Source organism: Pseudomonas sp. GW822-FHT04C11, assembly GCF_058800905.1.
In genome coordinates this window covers 98,265-119,723 of the sequence record NZ_JBXAMS010000012.1, presented here as the reverse complement: position 1 = coordinate 119,723, position 21,459 = coordinate 98,265, and the positions used below count along the sequence as shown (strand labels likewise).

The window sequence follows — 21,459 nt, the reverse complement described above, 5'->3', positions numbered from 1 at the left end:
TTCCTGATTATTTGTCTGGGCTGTCGATGGTCAATTGTTGCGGCGCGGTAGTGCTGCTGGCCAAAGGCTCGCTGCGACCGACCCACTCGCCAGCAGTCGGCTGGCCGGCACGGGATACGCGCGCGACCAGTTGGACTTCAGGAAAGTTCGACAGTTTCAATTGCGGCATCATTGCGTCGGCATCGCCCAGTTCGACGGTCGCTGGCAGATCGGCAACGGTCAGGCGCTTGGCTGCCAATGGTGCCGGAGGCCCCGAGGTTGCGCGAGCGAAGATGAACACGCTGTCACCTGGCTGTACCTTGACTTTCACGTTCGCCGCCAGATCAACCGTCACTTTCAGCAACGCTGCCGGCTTGGCCGCTACGACTGGCGCCTTGGCGACAGTAGCGCCGTTCGCTTGCAGTTTTTCGGTTGCCCGGGCAATGCCACCTTCCAGCGCGCTGCGCGAGTTATCTTCGGGTGGCAGTTGCGCCAACAGACGCCCCCAGTAGTCGATGGCCTCCTGATAACGCTCGCCTTCGAAAGCCGCGATACCCAACAGTCCAAGGCTGGTAACTTCTTTAGGATCGGCCTTGAGTGCTTCGTCGGTCAACGCCTGGATCTTCTCCGACCACTTTTTGTTGTCGGCAAAGTACTGCGCCTGGGCCCACTGGCCGAGCAATTCAGGCTGACGGCCAGCCAATGCCACGGTGCGCTCGAAGATCTTCGCAGCGTCGCCAGGACGGTCCTGAGCCATGTAGGTACGACCCAGGAAATACAGGCCTTCGGCCGAATCCGGTTGAGCTGCGACAGCACGCTCGAGACGACGGGTCATCTCCTCCATCGATTGCGGTGCCTGGGCGAATTCACGGGTCAGTTCGACCTTGTCACTGGCGCCGAAATGCAGGTACAGCGCCAGGCCCAACACCGGTACCAGGATCGCTGCCAGCACTGGCAACGGCTTGCCCAAACGGGAAACCCGGCCCGTGTCGGCACCTTCGGTATCGGCCAGCAGCTCACGAGCCGCTTCGTCACGCCCGGCGCTCATTTGCGTCGCATCAAGCACGCCTTCGGCCTGTTGAGCCTGCAACTCAGCCACGCGCTCCTGGTAAAGCGCCACGTTCAGCGCGGTACGATCCTCTTCACGCTGGGCCCGACGGCCACGCAGAACAGGGATCAACAAAAAACTCAGGGCAACCAGTAGAAGCAGACCTGCAGCGAGCCAGAAATCAATCATTCTTGGTGTTATCCAACAGTTGGTCGAGGCGCTTGCGCTCATCAACAGAAAGCGTGTCGGTACCTGCCGTGCGCTCGGCACGACGGCGACGGACGATCAAGGCGATCACCAGCACGCCACCGAGCAACAACCCGGCCGGGCCAAACCACAGCAACGCGGTCTTGCCGTTCAGGGCCGGCTTGTAGCGCACGAAGTCGCCATAGCGGTCGACCATGAAGTCGATGATCTGCTGGTTGTCCTTGCCCTCGCCGAGCATGCGGAAAATCTCTTTGCGCAGGTCAGCGGCGATCGGTGCATTGGAATCGGCAATGTCCTGATTCTGGCACTTGGGGCAACGCAGTTCTTTGGTCAGTTCGTGAAAACGCTCGCGCTCGGCGTCATTGGCGAACACGTAAGTGTCGATGGCCGCGTGAGCGACTCCGGCGATACTCAGGCCGAGTACGGCGGCAGCAATCCAGCGCTTCATGGCTTGGCCTCATCGACCAGCGCCTGATACTTGGCCGCCAGTTTTTCGCGCCAGACCACTTCGTCGATCACCCCGACGTATTTGTCGCGGATGATGCCTTTGGCGTCGATGAAGAAGGTTTCGGGAGCGCCGTAAACGCCGAGATTCAAGCCCAGGGAGCCCGCCTCGTCACGGATGTCCAGCAGGTACGGGTTATGGAACTCGACCAGCCACTTCAAGGCATCGGTGTTGATGTCCTTGTAGTTGACGCCATAAATCACCACACCCTGCTGGGCCAGTTTGTTCAGCACCGGATGCTCGACCCGGCAGGAAATGCACCAAGTGCCCCATACGTTGACCAGGGCCGGTTTGCCCAGCAGATCAGCGCGGGTCAAGGTCTTGTCGCCTTGCACGGTCGGCAGGGAAAACTCGGGGAACGGCTTGCCAATCATCGCCGAGGGCAGCTCGGCCGGGTCCAGGTAGAGCCCCCGGTAAAGAAACACCGCCACCAGCAGAAACAGCGCCAGTGGCAACACCATTAACCAACGTCTCATGCAGTGGCTCCCGTCATGCCCAGCGCTTCACGCACGCGACTTTTCACCTTGACCCGATAACGACGATCCAGCGCCGCCAGCAACCCACCGAAACCTGTCAGCAAACCGCCGAACCAGATCCAGCGCACGAACGGCTTGACGTGCACGCGCACGGCCCAGGCGCCATTCTCCAGCGGCTCACCGAGCGCCACGTACAGGTCGCGGGTGAAACCGGCGTCGATGCCGGCTTCGGTCATCATTGAGTTCTGCACGGTGTACAGACGTTTTTCCGGGTGCAGCACCGCGACTTCCTTGCCCGAACGGATCACCCGAATGGTGCCTTTGTCGGAGGTGAAGTTCGGTCCTTCGAAGTGCTTGGCGCCCTCAAAAATGAAGTGATAACCGGCAAGGTCCATCGACTCGCCCGGTGCCAGGCGCAGATCGCGCTCGGCGCTGTTCTGGCTTGAAAGCACCACGCCCAAGGCGCACACGGCGATACCGAGGTGCGCAACCTGCATACCCCAATAGCTGCGGGTCAGGCTCGGCAGACCTTTGATCAGGCCTTTGTTGCGGGTCTTGTCGAAAATGTCACGCACACCGGCCAGCAACACCCAGGCCGCGAGCATGAAGGTCGCCAGCACGGCCCAGTTGAAGTCGCCATAAGCGATCCCGGCGACGACCGCCAAAGCAGCGCTGCCGAGCAACACCGGGGTCAGCATATTCATCAGCCATTTCACCGGAGTGTCTTTCCAGCGCACCAGCACACCGACGGCCATCACCACCATCAGCAACGCCATCAACGGAATGAACAACGCGTTGAAATACGGCGGGCCGACCGACATCTTGGCGCCGCTCAGGGCATCAAGCACCAGCGGGTACAAGGTGCCGAGCAGAATCATCGAAGCCGCAACCACCAGCACCAGGTTGTTGCCCAGCAGCAGGGTTTCACGCGACCACAGGTTGAAGCCGACGTGGCTCTTGACCACTGGCGCACGCAGGGCAAACAGCGTCAGCGAACCGCCGACTACAAACAGCAGGAAGATCAGGATGAACACGCCCCGCGCTGGGTCCGAGGCAAACGCGTGCACCGAGGTCAGTACACCAGAACGCACCAGGAAGGTTCCCAGCAGGCTCAGCGAGAACGCGGCAATGGCCAGCAACACGGTCCAGCTTTTGAACACGCCGCGTTTTTCAGTCACGGCCAACGAGTGAATCAGCGCCGTACCGACCAGCCAAGGCATGAACGAGGCGTTTTCCACCGGGTCCCAGAACCACCAGCCGCCCCAGCCGAGTTCGTAGTAGGCCCACCAGGAGCCGAGGGTGATGCCGATACCGAGGAACGCCCAGGCGACGATGGTCCAGGGCCGCGACCAACGGGCCCACGCCGCATCCAGACGCCCGCCGAGCAAGGCAGCAATCGCGAAGGCGAACGCCACCGAGAAACCGACATAACCCATGTAGAGCATCGGCGGGTGAACGATCAGGCCAATGTCTTGCAGCAACGGGTTGAGGTCATGACCGTCAGTGGGAATCTGCGGCAGAACCCGTGCGAACGGGTTCGAGGTGAGAATCAGAAACAGCAGGAACCCGGTGCTGATCATGCCCATCACCGCCAGCACGCGAGCCAGCATGACCTGCGGCAACTGCCGGGAGAAGATCGACACGGCGAAGGTCCAGCCGCCGAGAATCAACGCCCAAAGCAGCAAGGAACCTTCGTGGGCGCCCCATACCGCGCTGAATTTGTAGTACCACGGCAAGGCGCTGTTGGAGTTGTTGGCGACATACCCCACCGAGAAGTCATCGGTCATGAAGGCGTAGGTCAGGCAGCCGAAGGCGAACAGCAGAAAAGTGAACTGGCCCCAGGCCGCTGGCTGGGCCAGGCCCATCCACATGCGGTCACCGCGCCAGGCACCGAGCAACGGCACGATGGCCTGAACGATGGCAAAGCACAGGGCGAGAATCATCGCCAGATGGCCCAACTCGGGAATGAAGATGCCTGAGGTCATGGATCAACCCTCCTTCGCGGGTGTTGGAGCGGATTGACCACTGTCTTTGAGCGCCTTGGTCACTTCTGGCGGCATGTATTTCTCGTCGTGCTTGGCCAGCACTTCATCTGCCACCACCACGCCGTCTGCATTCAGTTTGCCCAGCGCAACGATGCCCTGCCCTTCACGGAACAGGTCCGGGAGGATGCCGCGGTAGGTGATGGTCACGGATTTGTTGAAGTCGGTGACGATGAATTTCACGTCCAGCGAATCGCCGGAGCGTTGCAGCGAGCCCTTCTCGACCATACCGCCAGCACGAATGCGCGTGTCTTGCGGGGCTTCGCCATTGGCGATTTGGGTCGGTGTGTAAAAGAGGTTGATGTTCTGCTGCAAGGCACTGAGGGCCAGGCCGACAGCTGCGCCGACACCGACCAGGATCGCGAGAATAATGATAAGACGCTTTTTACGCAGCGGATTCACTTGCTGTTCTCCCGGCGCAGACGGCGCGCCTCTTGTTGCAGGTAACGCTTGCGGGCCAGGATCGGCGCAGCCACGTTGAGAGCCAGTACCGCCAGGCAGATGCCATAAGCCGACCAGACATAAAGACCGTGATGGCCCATGGCGAGGAAGTCGCCGAATGAAGCAAAACTCATTACGCGGCCTCCAGGCTGTTTTGCACTTCGGCCTTGACCCAGCTGGCACGGGCTTCGCGCTTGAGCACTTCAAGGCGCATGCGCAGCAACAGCACGGCGCCGAAGAAACAGTAGAAACCCAGCACCGTCAGCAGCAACGGCAGCCACATTTCGGCCGGCATTGCCGGTTTTTCGGTGAGGCTGAAGGTGGCGCCCTGGTGCAGGGTGTTCCACCACTCCACCGAGTACTTGATGATCGGGATGTTGATCACGCCGACAATCGCCAGCACCGCGCAGGCCTTGGCCGCGCTGTCACGATTGCTGATGGCGTTGCCCAGCGCAATGAGACCGAAGTACAGAAACAGCAGAATCAGCATGGACGTAAGTCGTGCATCCCAGACCCACCACGAGCCCCAGGTCGGTTTGCCCCAGATCGCTCCGGTGACCAGCGCCACGGCGGTCATCCAGGCACCGATCGGCGCTGCGCATTGCAGGGCGACGTCCGCCAGTTTCATCTTCCACACCAGCCCGACAATGCCGCAGACCGCCAGCATCACGTAGCAGGACTGCGCCAGCATGGCGGCCGGCACATGAATGTAGATGATTCGAAAGCTGTTGCCTTGCTGGTAGTCCGGCGGCGCGAAGGCCAGGCCCCAGACCACGCCGACGCCGATCAGCAGCAACGCCGCGACACTCAGCCAGGGCAGCAGTTTGCCGCTGATGCCGTAAAACCATTTGGGCGAGCCGAGCTTATGAAACCAGGTCCAGTTCATTACTGTTTCCATCACGGTAGTTCTTCGCCATCACGAAGAACCAGGGTCTTTACTGGTTAAAATTTAACCAGACCTCATTATTCGCCGACGCTGATCTTCAGGCCAGCGGCTATTGCAAAGGGTGTCAGGGTTATCGCCAGGGCGGTCAGGCTACCAAGCCACAGCAAATAACCGGTTGCCGGCATACCCTGCAAGGCTGCCTGCAAGGCGCCACTGCCGAGAATCAACACCGGGATGTACAGCGGCAGAATCAACAACGCCAGCAACAAACCGCCGCGCTTCAATCCGACCGTCAGCGCCGCGCCCACCGCACCGAGCAAGCTCAATACCGGTGTACCGAGCAACAGCGACAAGAGCAAAACCGGCAGACAAGCGGCAGGCAAACCGAGCATCAACGCCAATAACGGCGCAAGCAACACCAGTGCCAAGCCGGAAAACGCCCAGTGTGCCAGCACCTTTGCCAAAACCAGAAGAGGCAGGGGGTGCGACGAAAGGACCCACTGTTCAAGGGATCCGTCCTCGAAATCACTGCGGAAAAGCCCGTCCAGCGAGAGCAAAACCGATAAAAGGGCCGCGACCCAGACCAGCCCTGGTGACAAGGTTTGCAACAATTGTGTCTCAGGTCCGACCGCCAATGGAAACATTGAGACAACAATGGCGAAGAACACGAGAGGGTTGGCAAGCTCGGCAGGACGCCGACACAGCAAACGCGCCTCACGGGCGACCAACAGTGCAAAAACACTCATACGGCCCACTGCCCCAAATCGATGTCGCGGTAACCGGCCGGCATCCGGGCCAACGTGTGGTGAGTGGTCAGAATCACCATGCCGCCTCGCTCGCAGTGTGCGGCCAGGTGTTCTTCCAACTGGGCGACGCCTTGTTTATCCAGCGCGGTGAATGGTTCGTCGAGGATCCATAGCGCCGGGCTGTCCAGATACAAGCGGGCCAGGGCCACGCGGCGTTGTTGACCAGCGGACAGGGTGTGACAAGGAACATCTTCGAAACCGCGCAGTCCTACCGCTGCCAGCGCCTGCCAGATCGCCTCATGCGTCGCCGGCTGATGCAACGCGCACAGCCAGCTGAGGTTCTCTTCAGGGGTCAGCAGGTCCTTGATTCCGGCGGCATGGCCGATCCACAACAGGTTATGGGCCAGCTCCGGACGCTGCGTGTTCAAAGGCTGGCCGTTGAGCAATACCTGGCCGCTGGTCGGCTGCATCAAACCGGCAAGCAGGCGCAGCAAGCTGGTCTTGCCGCTACCGTTAGGGCCGCTGATCTGCAACATGTCACCGCGGCCCAGACGCAACTCGAGGTTTTCGAAGAGCATCCGCCAGTCTCGCTCACAGGCGAGCGCTACGGCTTCTAGTAGAGGGATGGTCAAGAGATCGCGGGCCTTTACGGTTCAAGTCGGCAATGGAGCGGCCGTTAAAGTGATGCAGCATAGATGTATTGACGGCCTGTTCTAGAGAGCTGCGTCAAACATTTGCGATGTTTTCCGCGCCCCGACAACAACGGGGCGGCATTATACATGTCATGTCCTACTCCAAAGAGGGCAATTTCGACAGGGTGTGACCTGATGACCGGCGAGATGAACATCCTTCCACTGCCCGCTACGACGCCGGCCACCTCGCGCCCGCTGGTGGTCAGTGGTGAGTTGCTCAAGTTGCAGACCCCGGTGGAAGGTTTGATCGCCGCAGGCCAAAGCGCCAGCGCTGAAGTGCTGGCGCTCAAACAGAACGACCAGACTTTCCAGTTGCTGCTCAAGGTCACTCTGGACAGTGGCCGTCAGACCACTGTGCAAGCCACCAGCAACCAGCCTCTGCCTCAAGGTACCAACCTGACGGTCAGTCAACCTTCAGCCGGCAGCCTGGCGATTACTGTGCAACAGGCCATCGCCTCCAACATCGCCACCCTCACCCGTCTCGACACCTCACAACTGCCGGTCGGCACCTTGCTGCAAGGTAAAGTCCTGACCACCCAGCTGATGCCGCAAACACCGGGGCAGGCGGCGGTCTATCGCTCGCTGGTGAGTGTGCTCAATACCGCGCTCAGTGGCAGCACCTTGAGCATCGACAGCCCGCAGCCGTTGCGCATCGGCAGCCTGCTCAGTGCCTTGGTCCAGGGCGCGCAAAGCCTGAGCTTCGTGCCACTGGCCAGTCGTCAGGAGCAACTGGCGGTGAGTCAACAACTGCTGGCCCAGCAAAGTCGCCAAGGCTCATTGAGCGGGCTGATCGATGCCCTGCAAAACCTGCCAGCCTCCGACACCACCTCCGACGATCTGCGCGCCGCCGTCGACAAACTGCTTGCCGACCTGCCAGACGTTCAGCAACTAAGCACCCCCAAAGGTCTGGCGCAGGCGCTGGTCAACAGCGGGCTGTTTCTGGAAAGCAAACTGCTCACCGGACAGAACCCTGCGCTGACGCCGGACATGAAAGGCAATTTGCTGCGATTGATCGCACAATTGGCCCCCGACCTGCCGGCCAATAACAGTTTCAACGCGATCATCGCCGCCAACACCCTGGCGCAGGCGCTGCCAAGCTTTGTCCGCAGCGCCCTCGGCACCCTCGGGCAGGTCAGCGCCAAACCGCAGCCGAGCGGCTTCCCCCTGCCCTCGCGGTTGCTGCAAAGCCTGGAAGGTGAAGGCGATCTGGAGCATTTGCTGCGCCTGGCTGCAGCGGCCGTTTCACGCCTGCAAAGCCATCAACTGTCGAGCCTGGAACAGACCGGCATGACCGAGGATGGCAAGCTGCAAACCACCTGGCAGCTGGAAATCCCCATGCGTAACCTGCAAGACATCGTGCCGTTGCAGGTCAAGTTTCAACGCGAAGACACACCGGAAAAGCAACAGCACGAAAAACCTGTCGAGCGCGAGCCGAAACAACGGCTCTGGCGAGTCGAGCTGGCGTTCGACATGGAACCGCTTGGGCCGTTGCAGATCCAGGCACAGCTGGCCCAGGGCAAACTCTCCAGCCAGCTCTGGGCCGAACGGCCTTATACCGCCAGCCTGATCGAAAGCAACCTGGAGGGCTTGCGCGCGCAGCTGCTGGCATCGGGCCTGAATGTCGGCGACCTGAATTGCCACCTCGGTACGCCGCCCCAAGGCAATCAAACCCGCCTCGAACAACGCTGGGTCGACGAAACCGCATGAACAACCACACACCACCGCGCCAGGCCATCGCCCTCAAATACGACGGCAGCCATGCCCCGACGCTCACCGCCAAAGGCGATGACGAACTGGCCGAAGCGATTCTGAAGATCGCCCGCGACTATGAAGTGCCGATATATGAGAACGCCGAACTGGTGAAACTGCTGGCGAGGATGGAGCTGGGTGAAAGCATCCCTGAAGAGCTCTATCGCACGATTGCCGAGATCATTGCGTTTGCCTGGAAACTCAAGGGCAAGTTTCCACAAGGGCATGGTTCTGAGGAGACGATAGTGGAGCGGGACGTGACAGAACGCGGGGATGATTACTGATCAAGCAGGTGTAGCAAGCTCACTGTGGCGAGGGAGCTTGCTCCCGCCGACCGGTTCGCGCTCGGGCGCAGCAGTCGTAAAAAAGCTGACGGAATCTATCTGGAAGAATGTAATTGTTGGTTTCAGGGCTGCTTCGCAGCCCAGCGGGAGCAAGCTCCCTCGCCACAATTGTTCACCCGTCGCCAGACTCGCGCAGTCGCTATCAGTTCTTGTGCAACTTGCTCATCAACTCGGCCTCTGCCTGGGTCAGGCCGCAGGACTGGGTCAATTCGTCGACGCTGGCGCCCATTCCCACCAGGCGGGCTGCCTGGGCGAATGACAGGCTCGACGGGTCGCGCTGCTCAAGCTGGGCCAGCTTGTCCGGCAAGGGGCCGACCACCGCACGCAGTTCATGCAGGTCTTCACCCATGCGCACGTTACCGTTCTGGTAGTCGTCGACACGCTTGGCCAGGTCCTTGATGCGTTGATCGCGCAACGCATCGCCCTGGGCTTGCAGCGCTGCCAGCTCTCGCTGTTTGCGCGTGTAAGCCAGGAACATCGCCAGGGTCCCTACCCACAGGAACCCCAGTACTATGACAGCAACCTCGAGAATCAATCAGATACTCTCCAGTTCCGACCACTCTTCTTCGCTCATCATTTTGTCCAGCTCGACCAGGATCAGCAACTCGTTGTTCTTGTTGCACACGCCCTGGATGAACTTGGCGGATTCTTCGTTACCGACGTTAGGCGCGGTTTCGATCTCGGACTGACGCAGGTAAACCACTTCGGCCACGCTGTCGACCATGATCCCGACCACTTGCTTGTCGGCTTCGATGATCACGATGCGGGTGTTGTCGCTGACTTCGACGGTGCCCAGGCCGAAGCGCTGGCGGGTGTCGATCACGGTCACCACGTTGCCGCGCAGGTTGATGATGCCCAGCACGTAGCTTGGCGCACCCGGAACCGGAGCGATTTCGGTGTAGCGCAGGACTTCCTGAACACGCATCACATTGATGCCGTAGGTTTCATTGTCCAGTTTGAAGGTTACCCATTGCAGGATCGGATCTTCGGAACCCTTTGCAGACGACGCCTTATCATTCATACCCTGACCCCTCGAAAAACCGCCTGTGGCGGTGTGTGTTCTGCCCGGCCGCACTGTGTATGCGGCCAGCTGCTTGTTATGTAGGTTTGTGGGCCGGCTTACCGCCGCCCATGTGCTTGGCACCACCGCTGGCGATCAACTCCGCCAGCTCCGAGACATCCAGCAACGCACACATGTGCTCGATCACCGTCCCGGCCAGCCATGGCCGTTGACCCCGATGGCTGCGCCATTTGATTTCGTTCGGGTCCAGGCGCAACGAGCGGCTGACCTGATGCACCGCCAGCCCCCACTCATAACCCTGAACCGAGATTACGTATTGCAGGCCCTGGCGGAAGTCATCGCGATAACGATCGGGCATGACCCAGCGCGCGGTATCCAGCACCTTCAGGTTGCCGGCCTGGCTTGGCAGGATCCCGAGGAACCATTCCGGCTGGCCGAACAATGGCGTCAGCTCATGACCGGCCAACGAGTAAATCGAACCGAGGCACACCAGCGGTACGGCCAGGGTCAAACCGGCGACGTCGAACAACAGGCATTCAAACGGTTCGGCAGCCCAGCTTGGCCGGTCATCGCCGACCACCGGCGGTGGCGTGTTGCTCGGCGGCAGATGGACTTCAACCACCGGCTCGACCAGCGCTTTGAGCAAGGGGGCGACCGTTGAAACCGGCGCCAGTATCGGTACAGGTGCTTCCAGTACCGGCACGACAACGGGAGCCTCGGCAACCGGAGCTACAACGGGAGGCGCAACCACGGGCTTTTGTGCATCGCGAGCCTGCTCTTCGAGCACTGCAGCCTGGAACTCGTCCAGTGCGCCTTGCGCCTCAATGGCTTCAACGACCTCGACGACTTCTACAACCTCGGGCAATACCTCGACTTCTGACGGCAACTCCTCGGTCGCGTCTTGCAACAACGCATCCAGATAGGACTGCAACGCCAGTTGTGGTCGGCTGGTAATTTTTACTGGCCGGTTCATTGGCACCCCATCCCGGCAGAGAAAAGATTCACCTCAAGCCACCTGCGGAACAAGTTGCTGCGCCAGCAAATGCTTGAGCAGTGCGCGGTACGCCAGCACTCCACGGCTCTTGCCGTCGAACTGCGAAGGGGTCAGGCCGGCACGGCTGGCATCACGCAGTCGGGTATCGACCGGGATGTAGCCTTGCCAGATTTCTTCCGGGTACATGTCGCGCAGCACACGCAAGGTTCCCAGCGAGGCTTGGGTGCGACGATCGAACAGGGTCGGCACGATGCTGAACGGCAGCGCTTGTTTACGCGAACGGTTGATCATCGCCAAGGTGTTGACCATGCGCTCCAGACCTTTCACTGCAAGGTGCTCGGTCTGCACCGGGATCACCAACTGCTGGCTGGCCGCCAAGGCATTGACCATCAGCACGCCAAGCAACGGTGGGCTGTCGATCAACGCGTAATCGAAGTCCTGCCACAATTGCGCCAGGCTCTTGGCGATCACCAGGCCCAGGCCGCTCTGCCCCGGCGACTGGCGCTCGAGGGTGGCGAGCGCAGTGCTCGACGGCAACAGGGAAATACGCTCGTCGCTGGTCGGCAGCAACAGCTGCCCGGGCAAGCCTTGCGGCACGCTGCCCTTGTGCAGAAACAGGTCGTAGCTGCTGTGTTCCAGGCTGTCGGGGTCGTAACCGAAGTAGCTGGTCATGGAGCCGTGCGGGTCGAGATCGACCACAACCACGCGCTTGCCCGCCTCTGCCAGCAAACCGGCTAAAGCGATGGAGGAAGTGGTTTTACCGACACCACCCTTTTGATTGGCGACTGCCCAGACTCTCATTCAGATTGTTCCTCCCGGTCGAATCAATACAACCGAGAAATAGCTCAACGTTATAAGCCGGGTGACGGAGAATTGACGGCACTCTCGTGTCCCGGCGACTTGACGGTCGTCGGTGCAGTTTGTGTGCCAGCACGCTTCAACGCGGCGTCCGGTTTTGCATTAGCGGTTCCGGTACCGGTCAGGCTGCGGCGTACATCGAGATTGCGCGACACCACCAACACCACGCGCCGGTTACGCGCACGCCCTTCGGCGGTCGCGTTATTGGCCACGGGCTGGAACTCGCCGTAACCCACCGAGGCCAGACGCCCAGGGTTGACACCCTGCATGGCGAGCATGCGCACGATGCTCGCCGAGCGGGCCGAGGACAGTTCCCAGTTGGTCGGGTACTGCGCCGTGCGGATCGGTTGATCGTCGGTGAAGCCCTCAACGTGAATCGGGTTGTCGAACGGCTTCAGAATCGCCGCGACCTTGTCGATGATGTTGAACGCGATATCGCTGGGCATGGCATCGCCGCTGCCGAACAACAGGCTGGAGTTGAGTTCGATCTCGACCCACAACTCGTTGCCACGCACGGTCATCTGATTGGAACTGATCAAATCGCCAAACGCCGCACTGATGTCATCGGCAATACTCTTGAGCGGATCCTTGCTGGCCTGGGCGATGCCGGCATCGATCTGCTCGCTGTCCTTGACCAGCGGCTTGGCCGGGGTAACCGTCTTCGGACGTTCTTCGCCAATGGGGATCGGCTTGAGGGCACGGTCAGAGTTGGTAAAGACCCCGACCAGCGCTTCGGAAATTTCCTTGTACTTGCCTTCGTTGATCGAAGAGATGGAATACATCACCACGAAAAAGGCAAACAGCAGTGTGATGAAGTCCGCGTAGGACACCAGCCAGCGCTCGTGGTTGACGTGTTCATCGTGCTGACGGCGACGAGCCATGAGGTTATTCCCTTAGTCCATGAAGCCCTGAAGCTTCAACTCGATGGAGCGTGGGTTTTCACCTTCGGCGATCGACAGAATGCCTTCCAGCAACATTTCGCGATAACGCGACTGCCGCAACGCGATGGACTTGAGCTTGCTGGCAATCGGCAACAACACCAGGTTGGCGCTGGCCACGCCGTAGATGGTCGCGACGAAGGCCACGGCAATGCCGCTGCCCAGTTGCGACGGATCACCCAGGTTGCCCATCACATGAATCAGGCCCATGACCGCACCGATGATACCGATGGTCGGCGCATAGCCACCCATGCTTTCAAAGACTTTGGCGGCTTCGATGTCACGGCTTTCCTGGGTGTAGAAATCCACTTCGAGGATGCTGCGAATCGACTCGGGTTCAGCGCCGTCGACCAGCAATTGCAAGCCTTTGCGCGAGTAGCTGTCGGGTTCGCTGTCCGCGACCCCTTCAAGCCCGAGCAAACCTTCCTTGCGCGCGGTGAGGCTCCAGTTGACCACACGGTCGATACCACCGGCGAGGTCGACGCGAGGCGGAAAGAGGATCCAGCGAAGAATCTGCATCGCGCGCTTGAAGGCACTCATCGGCGACTGCAACAAGGCAGCGCCAATGGTCCCGCCGAGCACGATCAGTGCCGCCGGGCCATTGGCCAAGGCACCGAGATGCCCGCCTTCCAGGTAGTTGCCACCAATAATGGCGATGAACGCCATGATGATCCCGATGAGGCTTAAAACATCCATCAGATGCACGCCTCGGCCAGGTGCTTGCCGATATCGTCGAGGCCGTAGATCGCGTCTGCCAGATCGGCTTTGACGATCGCCATCGGCATGCCGTAGATCACGCAACTGGCTTCATCCTGGGCCCAGACCGCGCTGCCGCCCTGCTTGAGCAGACGCGCGCCTTCGCGACCGTCGGCGCCCATGCCGGTAAGGACCACCGCCAGAACTTTGTCGCCGTAGGACTTGGCCGCCGAACCGAAGGTGATGTCCACGCACGGCTTGTAGTTCAGACGCTCGTCGCCCGGAAGGATTTTCACCGCGCCACGGCCATCGATCATCATTTGCTTGCCACCCGGTGCCAGCAAGGCCAGGCCCGGACGCAGGATGTCACCATCCTCGGCTTCCTTGACGCTGATCCGGCAGAGCTTGTCCAAACGCTCGGCGAAAGCCTTGGTGAAGGCCGCCGGCATGTGCTGGATCAGCACGATCGGCGCCGGGAAGTTGGCCGGCAGCTGTGTCAGCACCCGTTGCAACGCGACCGGGCCGCCGGTTGAGGTACCAATGGCAACCAGCTTGTAGGCTTTGCGTTTCGGTGCCGGCGACGATGCGCTGGCAACCGGCGCACGCGCAGGAATCGGCGTCGGGGCCGGACGCACAGGCGCAGGCGCACTGCTGCCGAAACTCGAAGGTGCCGGTGCCGGGGCTGGCGCGGCGGCTGGAGCCGGGGCGCTGTAGGCGCTGAAACGACGGTTACTGCGCGAAATGCTGTGGACCTTTTCGCACAGCAGTTGCTTGACCTTCTCGGGATTGCGCGAGATGTCTTCGAAATTCTTCGGCAGGAAGTCCACCGCGCCGGCATCCAGTGCATCGAGAGTGACCCGAGCGCCTTCGTGCGTCAGCGAGGAGAACATCAAAACCGGGGTAGGACAGCGCTGCATGATGTGCCGCACCGCCGTGATGCCATCCATCATCGGCATCTCGTAGTCCATGGTGATCACGTCTGGCTTGAGGGCCAGGGCCTGATCGATCGCCTCTTTACCGTTGGTCGCCGTACCGACAACCTGGATACTCGGATCTGCTGAAAGAATTTCCGAGACGCGGCGGCGGAAAAAACCAGAATCATCCACCACCAGGACTTTGACTGCCATAAACACTCCGTTAGACGGAGCGAGGCTCAGTCGCCCCGCTCCGCCAGAATCAAATACGCCGTGCGGCGTAACGCTTGAGCATGCTTGGAACATCGAGAATCAAGGCGATGCGGCCGTCACCGGTAATGGTGGCGCCGGACATGCCCGGGGTTCCCTGAAGCATTTTGCCCAATGGCTTGATGACCACTTCTTCCTGGCCCACCAGCTGATCGACGACGAAGCCGATCCGCTGAGTGCCCACCGAAAGGATCACCACATGGCCTTCACGCTGCTCTTCGTGAGCGGCGGAGCTGACCAGCCAGCGTTTGAGGTAGAACAGTGGCAGCGCCTTGTCCCGCACGATCACCACTTCCTGACCGTCGACCACGTTGGTGCGCGACAGGTCGAGATGGAAAATCTCGTTGACGTTGACCAGCGGGAAAGCAAAGGCCTGGTTGCCGAGCATGACCATCAGCGTCGGCATGATCGCCAGGGTCAACGGGACCTTGATGACGATCTTCGAGCCTTTGCCCTTGGTCGAGTAGATATTGATGGTGCCGTTGAGCTGGGCGATCTTGGTTTTCACCACGTCCATGCCCACGCCACGACCGGACACGTCGGAGATCTCGGTTTTGGTCGAGAAACCCGGCGCGAAGATCAGGTTGAAGCAGTCGGACTCGCTGAGACGGTCCGCCGCATCCTTGTCCATCAAGCCTTTCTTCACGGCGATACTGCGCAAGACATCAGCATCCATGCCCTTGCCATCATCAGAGATGGACAGCAGGATGTGATCGCCTTCCTGCTCTGCGGACAGAATCACTTTGCCGCTACGCGGCTTGCCCATCGCCTCACGATCAGCCGGTTCTTCGATACCGTGGTCGACCGAGTTACGCACCAAGTGGACCAGCGGGTCGGCCAGGGCCTCGACGAGGTTCTTGTCGAGGTCGGTTTCTTCACCGACCAGCTCCAGGTTGATCTCTTTCTTCAACTGGCGCGCGAGGTCGCGAACCAGGCGCGGGAAGCGCCCGAAGACTTTCTTGATCGGCTGCATCCGGGTCTTCATGACAGCGGTCTGCAAGTCGGCCGTGACCACGTCGAGGTTCGACACGGCCTTGGACATGGCTTCGTCGCCGCTGTTGAGGCCCAGACGGACCAAGCGGTTACGCACCAGTACCAGTTCGCCGACCATGTTCATGATTTCGTCGAGACGTGCGGTATCCACACGCACGGTGGTCTCGGCTTCACTGGCCGGTTTTTCCGGTGGCGGTGACGCCGCTGCGCGGGCGGGAGCCGGTGCAGCAGCGGCAGCAGGCTTCGGCGTTTCAGCCTTTGGCTCGGGCGCTTTAGCCACAGGTGCTGGCGCTGCAGCCTTGGCAACTGGTGCCGCCACAGAAGCAGCAGAACCCGTGCCGACCTCCGTGAACTTGCCTTTACCATGCAATTCGTCGAGCAGCGATTCGAACTCGTGATCGGAGATCAGATCGCTGCCAGCGGCCGCAGCCACAGGTGCCGCAGGTGCCGGAACGGCAGCAATTGCCGACTCCAGGGCATCAACGGCGAAGTTGCCTTTGCCATGCAACTGATCGAGCAGTGCTTCGAATTCGTCGTCGGTAATGTCGGAGCTGTCGCCTGCCGCTTTCGGGGCAGCCGGTGCGGCAGGTGTTGCCGCCACTGCATCAGGGGCGAACTGGCCTTTGCCGTGCAATTGGTCGAGTAATGACTCGAACTCGGCATCGGTGATTTCATCGCTGCCGGCAGCCGCTTCAGGTGCCGGGGCTACAGGCGCCCCCGACTCAGCTTGCGCCTTGACCGCGTTCAGCGAGTCCAGCAGCAGTTCGAACTCATTGTCGGTGACGTCGCCCGATTCGCTTTCAGCGGCAGGTGCTTCAACCACCTCTGCAACTGGTTGCGCCACATCGTCTGTTTGAGGCTCGGCCAGGCGGGCCAGAGCCGCCAGCAGTTCCGGTGTAGCCGCAGTGATCGGTGCACGCTCGCGGACTTCGCTGAACATGCCGTTCACCGCGTCCAGCGCTTCGAGAACCACGTCCATCAGTTCCGAGTCGACGCGACGCTCACCCTTGCGCAGGATGTCGAACACGTTCTCGGCGATGTGACAGCACTCCACCAGCTCATTGAGCTGGAGGAAGCCGGCGCCCCCTTTTACAGTGTGAAAACCGCGAAAAATTGCATTGAGCAAATCCGCATCATCGGGTCGGCTTTCCAGCTCGACCAGCTGTTCGGACAGTTGCTCTAGAATCTCGCCGGCCTCAACCAGGAAATCCTGAAGGATCTCTTCATCGGCGCCGAAGCTCATTAAGGGGGTGCTCCTAAAGGTCTAAAAACCTAAAAAACCTAAAATCCAAGACTGGATAGCAAATCGTCCACATCGTCCTGACCGGACACAACGTCTTCTCTTTTATCGGCATGAATCTGCGGACCTTCACCCTGAGAGAGATGTTTTTGCGGATCTTTTTCAGCCAGCATCGCTTCATGGTCATGTTCGATGCCCGCAAAGCGGTCTACCTGACTGGCCATGAGCACGAGCTTGAGCAGGTTGCTTTCGACTTCGGTGACCAGTTGAGTCACGCGCTTGATCACCTGACCGGTTAGATCCTGGTAATCCTGAGCCAGCAGAATATCGTTGAGGTTGCCCGAGACGACCTGGCTCTCCTCGACGCTACGCGTCAGGAAACCGTCGACACGCCGGGCCAGTTCGCGGAACTCTTCGGCACCGACTTCGCGGCGCATGAAACGCCCCCAGTCGGCGCTCAAGGCCTGGGCGTCAGTGCTCAGGCCATTGACCAGCGGAGTACTGTTCTCGACCAGATCCATGGTCCGGTTCGCGGCCGCTTCGGTCAGCTTGACCACATAGGACAGGCGCTCGGTGGCGTCTGTGATCTGTGAGACTTCCTCGGCTTGCGGCATGTTCGGGTCAATCTGAAAATTGACGATCGCGCTATGCAGCTCGCGAGTGAGCTTGCCCACCTCCTGGTACAGGCCGCGGTCACGGGTCTGATTGAGCTCATGGATCAGTTGCACAGCGTCACCGAACCTGCCCTTTTCAAGGCTTTCGACCAGTTCGTGAGCGTGTTTTTTCAGGGTCGATTCGAAATCGCCCTGTGAAGATTCTCTTTGCTCCATAGCTCCCCCCGTGGCGCAGTGGCTCCGCGCATCAACCGATGCGTTCGAATATTTTTTCGATCTTCTCTTTCAACGCCTGGGCCGTGAAGGGTTTGACCACATAGCCGTTTACACCGGCTTGAGCGGCTTCGATGATCTGCTCGCGCTTGGCTTCGGCAGTGACCATCAGCACCGGCAGGTGCTTGAGCTTTTCATCGGCGCGCACGTGGCGCAGCAAATCGATACCGGTCATGCCAGGCATGTTCCAGTCCGTTACCAGAAAGTCGATGCTCCCGCTGTTGAGGACGGGAATGGCGGTAATACCGTCGTCCGCCTCGACCGTGTTAGTGAACCCAAGGTCACGCAACAGGTTTTTTATGATCCGCCGCATCGTTGAGAAGTCATCAACGATGAGGATTTTCATGTTCTTGTCCAATTCGACCTCCAAGCAGTCTTAAACGCGTTCAGCACCTGAACACGCCATTCAATCAATTCGGCAGAGCACTCGACGACTGTCTGGAGCACAACGGATGAAGACCGGCACAGCGTTACGCCCTGCCTGTTTCGTTCGCAGTGTCCCCACACTGCTGTCAGCGCGCTCGCCACTCCCCCAAACGCCCCCGCAAACGGGCCGCGCACTGGCTGTGTAACTGGCTGACCCGCGATTCACTGACCCCCAGGACCTCACCGATTTCCTTGAGATTCAGCTCTTCGTCGTAGTACAGCGCCAACACCAGTCGCTCACGCTCCGGCAAATTGGCAATCGCATCCGCCAGTGCTGCCTGGAAGCGTTCATCTTCCAGGTCGCGCGACGGTTCGAGATGAGCACTCGCGCCATCCTCGTGCAGCCCTTCATGCTCGCCGTCCTGCAACAGATCGTCGAAGCTGAACAGGCGACTGCCCAAGGTGTCATTCAAAATCCCGTAATAATCGTCGAGACTCAATTGGAGTTCGGCCGCAACCTCGTGATCTTTAGCGTCACGCCCGGTTTTAGCTTCAATTGAGCGAATCGCGTCACTCACCATCCGGGTATTGCGGTGGACCGAGCGTGGCGCCCAGTCACCCTTGCGGACTTCATCGAGCATCGCGCCACGGATACGGATCCCCGCGTACGTCTCGAAACTCGCACCTTTGCTCGCGTCATATTTGGTCGACACTTCAAGCAAACCGATCATGCCTGCCTGGATCAGGTCCTCGACCTGAACACTGGCCGGCAAGCGCGCCAACAGGTGATAGGCAATACGTTTTACCAGTGGCGCGTAACGCTCGATCAGTTCGTACTGCGCGTCACGCGCCGACTTCTTGTACAGGTTGTAACCGCTGGCTGTCATAGAACCGGACCCGCAGTTTGCTGCACCAGACGCTCGACGAAAAATTCCAGGTGCCCACGCGGGTTGGCAGGCAGCGGCCAGGTATCGACTTTCTGCGCGATGGCCTTGAATGCCAGCGCACACTTGGAACGAGGAAACGCTTCATACACGGCGCGCTGCTTCTGCACCGCCTTACGCACGCATTCGTCGTAAGGCACCGCACCGACGTATTGTAAGGCGACGTCGAGGAAGCGATCCGTGACCTTGGTCAACTTGGCGAACAGATTTCGCCCTTCCTGCGGGCTTTGCGCCATATTGGCCAGCACGCGGAAGCGGTTCATGCCGTAATCGCGGTTGAGCAGTTTGATCAGCGCGTAGGCGTCAGTGATCGACGTCGGCTCGTCGCACACCACCAGCAATACTTCCTGGGCTGCGCGAACAAAACTGACGACCGACTCACCAATACCCGCCGCCGTGTCGATCACCAATACGTCGAGGTTATCGCCGATGTCGCTGAATGCCTGAATCAGGCCAGCATGCTGGGCCGGGCTCAGGTGAACCATGCTCTGGGTACCGGACGCTGCTGGAACAATGCGAATTCCGCCCGGCCCCTGAAGTAATACATCGCGCAGTTCACAGCGGCCTTCGATGACGTCGGCCAGCGTACGCTTGGGCGTGAGCCCCAGCAGGACGTCGACGTTCGCCAGCCCCAGATCGGCGTCCAGCAGCATGACGCGCCGGCCGAGCTCAGCAAGAGCCAGGGACAAGTTCACTGACACATTAGTCTTCCCGACGCCACCTTTGCCGCCGGTCACTGCGATCACCTGTACGGGATGCATGCTGCCCATGTTCGTTCTTTACCTTGTCTTGCTTAGACGCGGACTACATGACTGGCTGCGCGCTCACTTGTGAACAATGCATGGCAGGCCATCGATGTAGATACAAATCTATTCATTATTACCTCAGCCGACACGCTTGGCCGGGCTGTGGTAGAGGTCAGCGAACATATCAGCCATGGCTTCTTCGCTGGGTTCTTCCTGCATCTGCACGCTAACGGCGCGACTGACCAACTGATGCCGGCGCGGTAAATGTAGATCATCCGGGATCCGTGGCCCGTCGGTCAGATAAGCGACAGGTAATTCGTGGCTGATTGCCAGGCTCAACACCTCGCCCAGGCTCGCTGTTTCATCCAGTTTAGTCAGAATGCAGCCTGCTAGCCCGCACCGCTTGTAACTGTGATAAGCGGCAGTCAGCACCTGCTTTTGGCTGGTAGTGGCCAGCACCAGATAATTCTTCGACTTGATCCCGCGACCGGCCAGGCTTTCCAGCTGCATGCGCAACGCCGGATCACTGGCTTGCAGGCCGGCGGTGTCGATCAACACCACACGCTTGCGTAACAGCGGATCAAGGGCTTGCGCCAGGGACTGGCCCGGGTCGACGTGAGTCACCGAGACATTGAGGATACGCCCCAGGGTCTTGAGCTGTTCCTGGGCACCAATACGGAAGCTGTCCATGCTCACCAGCGCGATGTTCTGCGCGCCGTACTTGAGCACGTAACGTGCGGCCAGCTTGGCCAGCGTGGTGGTTTTGCCCATGCCGGCAGGGCCGACCATGGCGATCACGCCACCTTCTTCCAGTGGTTCGATCTCGGGAGTCACGATCATCCGCGCCAGGTGCGCCAACAGCATGCGCCAGGCCTGGCGGGGTTCTTCAATGTCAGTAATCAGTTCCAGCAGATCGCGCGACAACGGACCGGACAGGCCAATGCGTTGCAGGCGGCGCCACAGGTTGGCTTGCTGCGGGCGACTGCCTTGCAACTGATTCCAGGCCAGCGAACCCAACTGCACTTCGAGCAGTTCGCGCAGGCCATTGAGTTCGAAACGCATCGAGTCGAAAGCCCGCGGATCAACCCCGGCAGAATGCACAGGCGCTGAAGCAGGACGCGGCCGCTCAGCAAAGGTCGGCTCGATCAACGGTTCCGCAGCGGTCAGCGGCAGGCCGGCAAACAACTGGCGATTGGTGCTGGCGCTCGCATCAGCTTCGCCGTCGCCACGCAGGCTCAATTCGGCCTGAGCCGTGACGATCCGCGACTGGGTCTTGCGCAACTCGTCTTCGAGTTCAATGTTCGGTACACGCGGGGCCAGCGCCGACAGCTTGTAATCCAGGGCCGCCGTCAGCTCGACACCACCGGCGATCCGGCGATTACCGATAATGGCCGCATCAGCGCCCAGCTCATCGCGAACCAGCTTCATGGCCTGACGCATATCGGCGGCGAAAAAACGCTTAACTTGCATAAACCAC

At 60.2% G+C, this 21,459-nt stretch carries 24 protein-coding genes; 2 read left to right on the top strand and 22 right to left on the bottom strand.

Annotation, left to right across the window (positions count from 1 at the left end):
• Positions 1-7 precede the first annotated feature (7 nt).
• The 9 genes from ccmI to ccmA form a co-directional block, all read right to left on the bottom strand.
• Complete coding sequence (ccmI, locus tag AC1RJ3_RS19750) at positions 8-1,216, bottom strand: c-type cytochrome biogenesis protein CcmI (RefSeq protein WP_493080034.1); 1,209 nt, start codon at positions 1,214-1,216, stop codon at positions 8-10.
• Entirely contained in the window at positions 1,209-1,682 is a 474-nt protein-coding gene (locus tag AC1RJ3_RS19745; RefSeq protein ID WP_493080032.1) for a cytochrome c-type biogenesis protein, read from the bottom strand. Before AC1RJ3_RS19745 ends, ccmI begins: the two co-directional genes overlap by 8 nt.
• The gene (locus AC1RJ3_RS19740) at positions 1,679-2,215 is read right to left on the bottom strand and encodes a DsbE family thiol:disulfide interchange protein (protein ID WP_054596315.1); all 537 of its coding nucleotides are present in this window, start codon (positions 2,213-2,215) and stop codon (positions 1,679-1,681) included. The genes AC1RJ3_RS19745 and AC1RJ3_RS19740 overlap by 4 nt, the downstream gene beginning before the upstream one ends.
• Positions 2,212-4,200, bottom strand: a complete 1,989-nt coding sequence (locus AC1RJ3_RS19735) for a heme lyase CcmF/NrfE family subunit (protein ID WP_493080030.1) — start codon at positions 4,198-4,200, stop codon at positions 2,212-2,214. The genes AC1RJ3_RS19740 and AC1RJ3_RS19735 overlap by 4 nt, the downstream gene beginning before the upstream one ends.
• A 3-nt stretch (positions 4,201-4,203) precedes the next feature.
• A complete protein-coding gene (gene ccmE, locus AC1RJ3_RS19730) occupies positions 4,204-4,659 on the bottom strand; it encodes a cytochrome c maturation protein CcmE (RefSeq protein WP_054596313.1) in 456 nt (151 codons plus the stop codon).
• Positions 4,656-4,832, bottom strand: coding sequence for a heme exporter protein CcmD (gene ccmD, locus AC1RJ3_RS19725; protein ID WP_019692354.1), 177 nt, complete (start codon positions 4,830-4,832; stop codon positions 4,656-4,658). The genes ccmE and ccmD overlap by 4 nt, the downstream gene beginning before the upstream one ends.
• Positions 4,832-5,584, bottom strand: coding sequence for a heme ABC transporter permease (locus tag AC1RJ3_RS19720; RefSeq protein ID WP_054596312.1), 753 nt, complete (start codon positions 5,582-5,584; stop codon positions 4,832-4,834). The genes ccmD and AC1RJ3_RS19720 overlap by 1 nt, the downstream gene beginning before the upstream one ends.
• 77 nt (positions 5,585-5,661) lie before the next feature.
• The gene (ccmB, locus tag AC1RJ3_RS19715; RefSeq protein WP_054596311.1) at positions 5,662-6,330 is read right to left on the bottom strand and encodes a heme exporter protein CcmB; all 669 of its coding nucleotides are present in this window, start codon (positions 6,328-6,330) and stop codon (positions 5,662-5,664) included.
• The gene (gene ccmA, locus AC1RJ3_RS19710) at positions 6,327-6,908 is read right to left on the bottom strand and encodes a cytochrome c biogenesis heme-transporting ATPase CcmA (protein ID WP_256585146.1); all 582 of its coding nucleotides are present in this window, start codon (positions 6,906-6,908) and stop codon (positions 6,327-6,329) included. Before ccmA ends, ccmB begins: the two co-directional genes overlap by 4 nt.
• 249 nt (positions 6,909-7,157) lie before the next feature.
• On the opposite strand from ccmA, the gene fliK reads away from it, so the two are divergent.
• Positions 7,158-8,729 (top strand): flagellar hook-length control protein FliK, encoded by a 1,572-nt coding sequence (gene fliK / locus AC1RJ3_RS19705; protein WP_493080027.1) that lies wholly within the window; start codon positions 7,158-7,160, stop codon positions 8,727-8,729.
• Positions 8,726-9,055 (top strand): EscU/YscU/HrcU family type III secretion system export apparatus switch protein, encoded by a 330-nt coding sequence (locus tag AC1RJ3_RS19700; protein WP_019692359.1) that lies wholly within the window; start codon positions 8,726-8,728, stop codon positions 9,053-9,055. The genes fliK and AC1RJ3_RS19700 overlap by 4 nt, the downstream gene beginning before the upstream one ends.
• Before the next feature lie 202 nt (positions 9,056-9,257).
• Here the strand turns inward: AC1RJ3_RS19700 and AC1RJ3_RS19695 are convergent, their stop codons facing one another.
• The 13 genes from AC1RJ3_RS19695 to flhF all read right to left on the bottom strand — a co-directional run bounded on the left by AC1RJ3_RS19695 (position 9,258) and on the right by flhF (position 21,452).
• Entirely contained in the window at positions 9,258-9,650 is a 393-nt protein-coding gene (locus AC1RJ3_RS19695) for a DUF2802 domain-containing protein (protein WP_347929343.1), read from the bottom strand.
• The gene (locus AC1RJ3_RS19690) at positions 9,651-10,136 is read right to left on the bottom strand and encodes a chemotaxis protein CheW (RefSeq protein WP_019692361.1); all 486 of its coding nucleotides are present in this window, start codon (positions 10,134-10,136) and stop codon (positions 9,651-9,653) included.
• A 76-nt stretch (positions 10,137-10,212) separates the two neighbouring features.
• Positions 10,213-11,109: a CheW domain-containing protein gene (locus AC1RJ3_RS19685; protein ID WP_054596307.1), complete on the bottom strand. Its 897-nt coding sequence runs from the start codon at positions 11,107-11,109 to the stop codon at positions 10,213-10,215.
• A 33-nt stretch (positions 11,110-11,142) separates the two neighbouring features.
• On the bottom strand, positions 11,143-11,931 hold the full coding sequence (locus AC1RJ3_RS19680) for a ParA family protein (protein WP_054596306.1): 789 nt from the start codon (positions 11,929-11,931) through the stop codon (positions 11,143-11,145).
• 50 nt (positions 11,932-11,981) lie between these two features.
• Positions 11,982-12,869: a flagellar motor protein MotD gene (motD, locus tag AC1RJ3_RS19675; RefSeq protein WP_054596305.1), complete on the bottom strand. Its 888-nt coding sequence runs from the start codon at positions 12,867-12,869 to the stop codon at positions 11,982-11,984.
• Between the two features lie 12 nt (positions 12,870-12,881).
• Positions 12,882-13,622, bottom strand: coding sequence for a flagellar motor protein (locus AC1RJ3_RS19670; protein WP_054596304.1), 741 nt, complete (start codon positions 13,620-13,622; stop codon positions 12,882-12,884).
• Positions 13,622-14,749, bottom strand: a complete 1,128-nt coding sequence (locus AC1RJ3_RS19665) for a protein-glutamate methylesterase/protein-glutamine glutaminase (RefSeq protein ID WP_054596303.1) — start codon at positions 14,747-14,749, stop codon at positions 13,622-13,624. The genes AC1RJ3_RS19670 and AC1RJ3_RS19665 overlap by 1 nt, the downstream gene beginning before the upstream one ends.
• 49 nt (positions 14,750-14,798) lie before the next feature.
• Positions 14,799-17,042, bottom strand: coding sequence for a chemotaxis protein CheA (locus AC1RJ3_RS19660; RefSeq protein WP_493080022.1), 2,244 nt, complete (start codon positions 17,040-17,042; stop codon positions 14,799-14,801).
• A gap of 38 nt (positions 17,043-17,080) precedes the next feature.
• Positions 17,081-17,869, bottom strand: a complete 789-nt coding sequence (locus AC1RJ3_RS19655) for a protein phosphatase CheZ (protein WP_054596301.1) — start codon at positions 17,867-17,869, stop codon at positions 17,081-17,083.
• A gap of 31 nt (positions 17,870-17,900) precedes the next feature.
• Entirely contained in the window at positions 17,901-18,272 is a 372-nt protein-coding gene (locus AC1RJ3_RS19650) for a chemotaxis response regulator CheY (RefSeq protein ID WP_008006721.1), read from the bottom strand.
• 166 nt (positions 18,273-18,438) lie between these two features.
• Positions 18,439-19,179: an RNA polymerase sigma factor FliA gene (fliA, locus tag AC1RJ3_RS19645; protein WP_007894214.1), complete on the bottom strand. Its 741-nt coding sequence runs from the start codon at positions 19,177-19,179 to the stop codon at positions 18,439-18,441.
• Positions 19,176-20,006, bottom strand: a complete 831-nt coding sequence (gene fleN / locus AC1RJ3_RS19640; protein WP_019692370.1) for a flagellar synthesis regulator FleN — start codon at positions 20,004-20,006, stop codon at positions 19,176-19,178. The genes fliA and fleN overlap by 4 nt, the downstream gene beginning before the upstream one ends.
• A 114-nt stretch (positions 20,007-20,120) precedes the next feature.
• Positions 20,121-21,452 (bottom strand): flagellar biosynthesis GTPase FlhF, encoded by a 1,332-nt coding sequence (gene flhF / locus AC1RJ3_RS19635; RefSeq protein WP_493080019.1) that lies wholly within the window; start codon positions 21,450-21,452, stop codon positions 20,121-20,123.
• Positions 21,453-21,459: the final 7 nt, after the last annotated feature.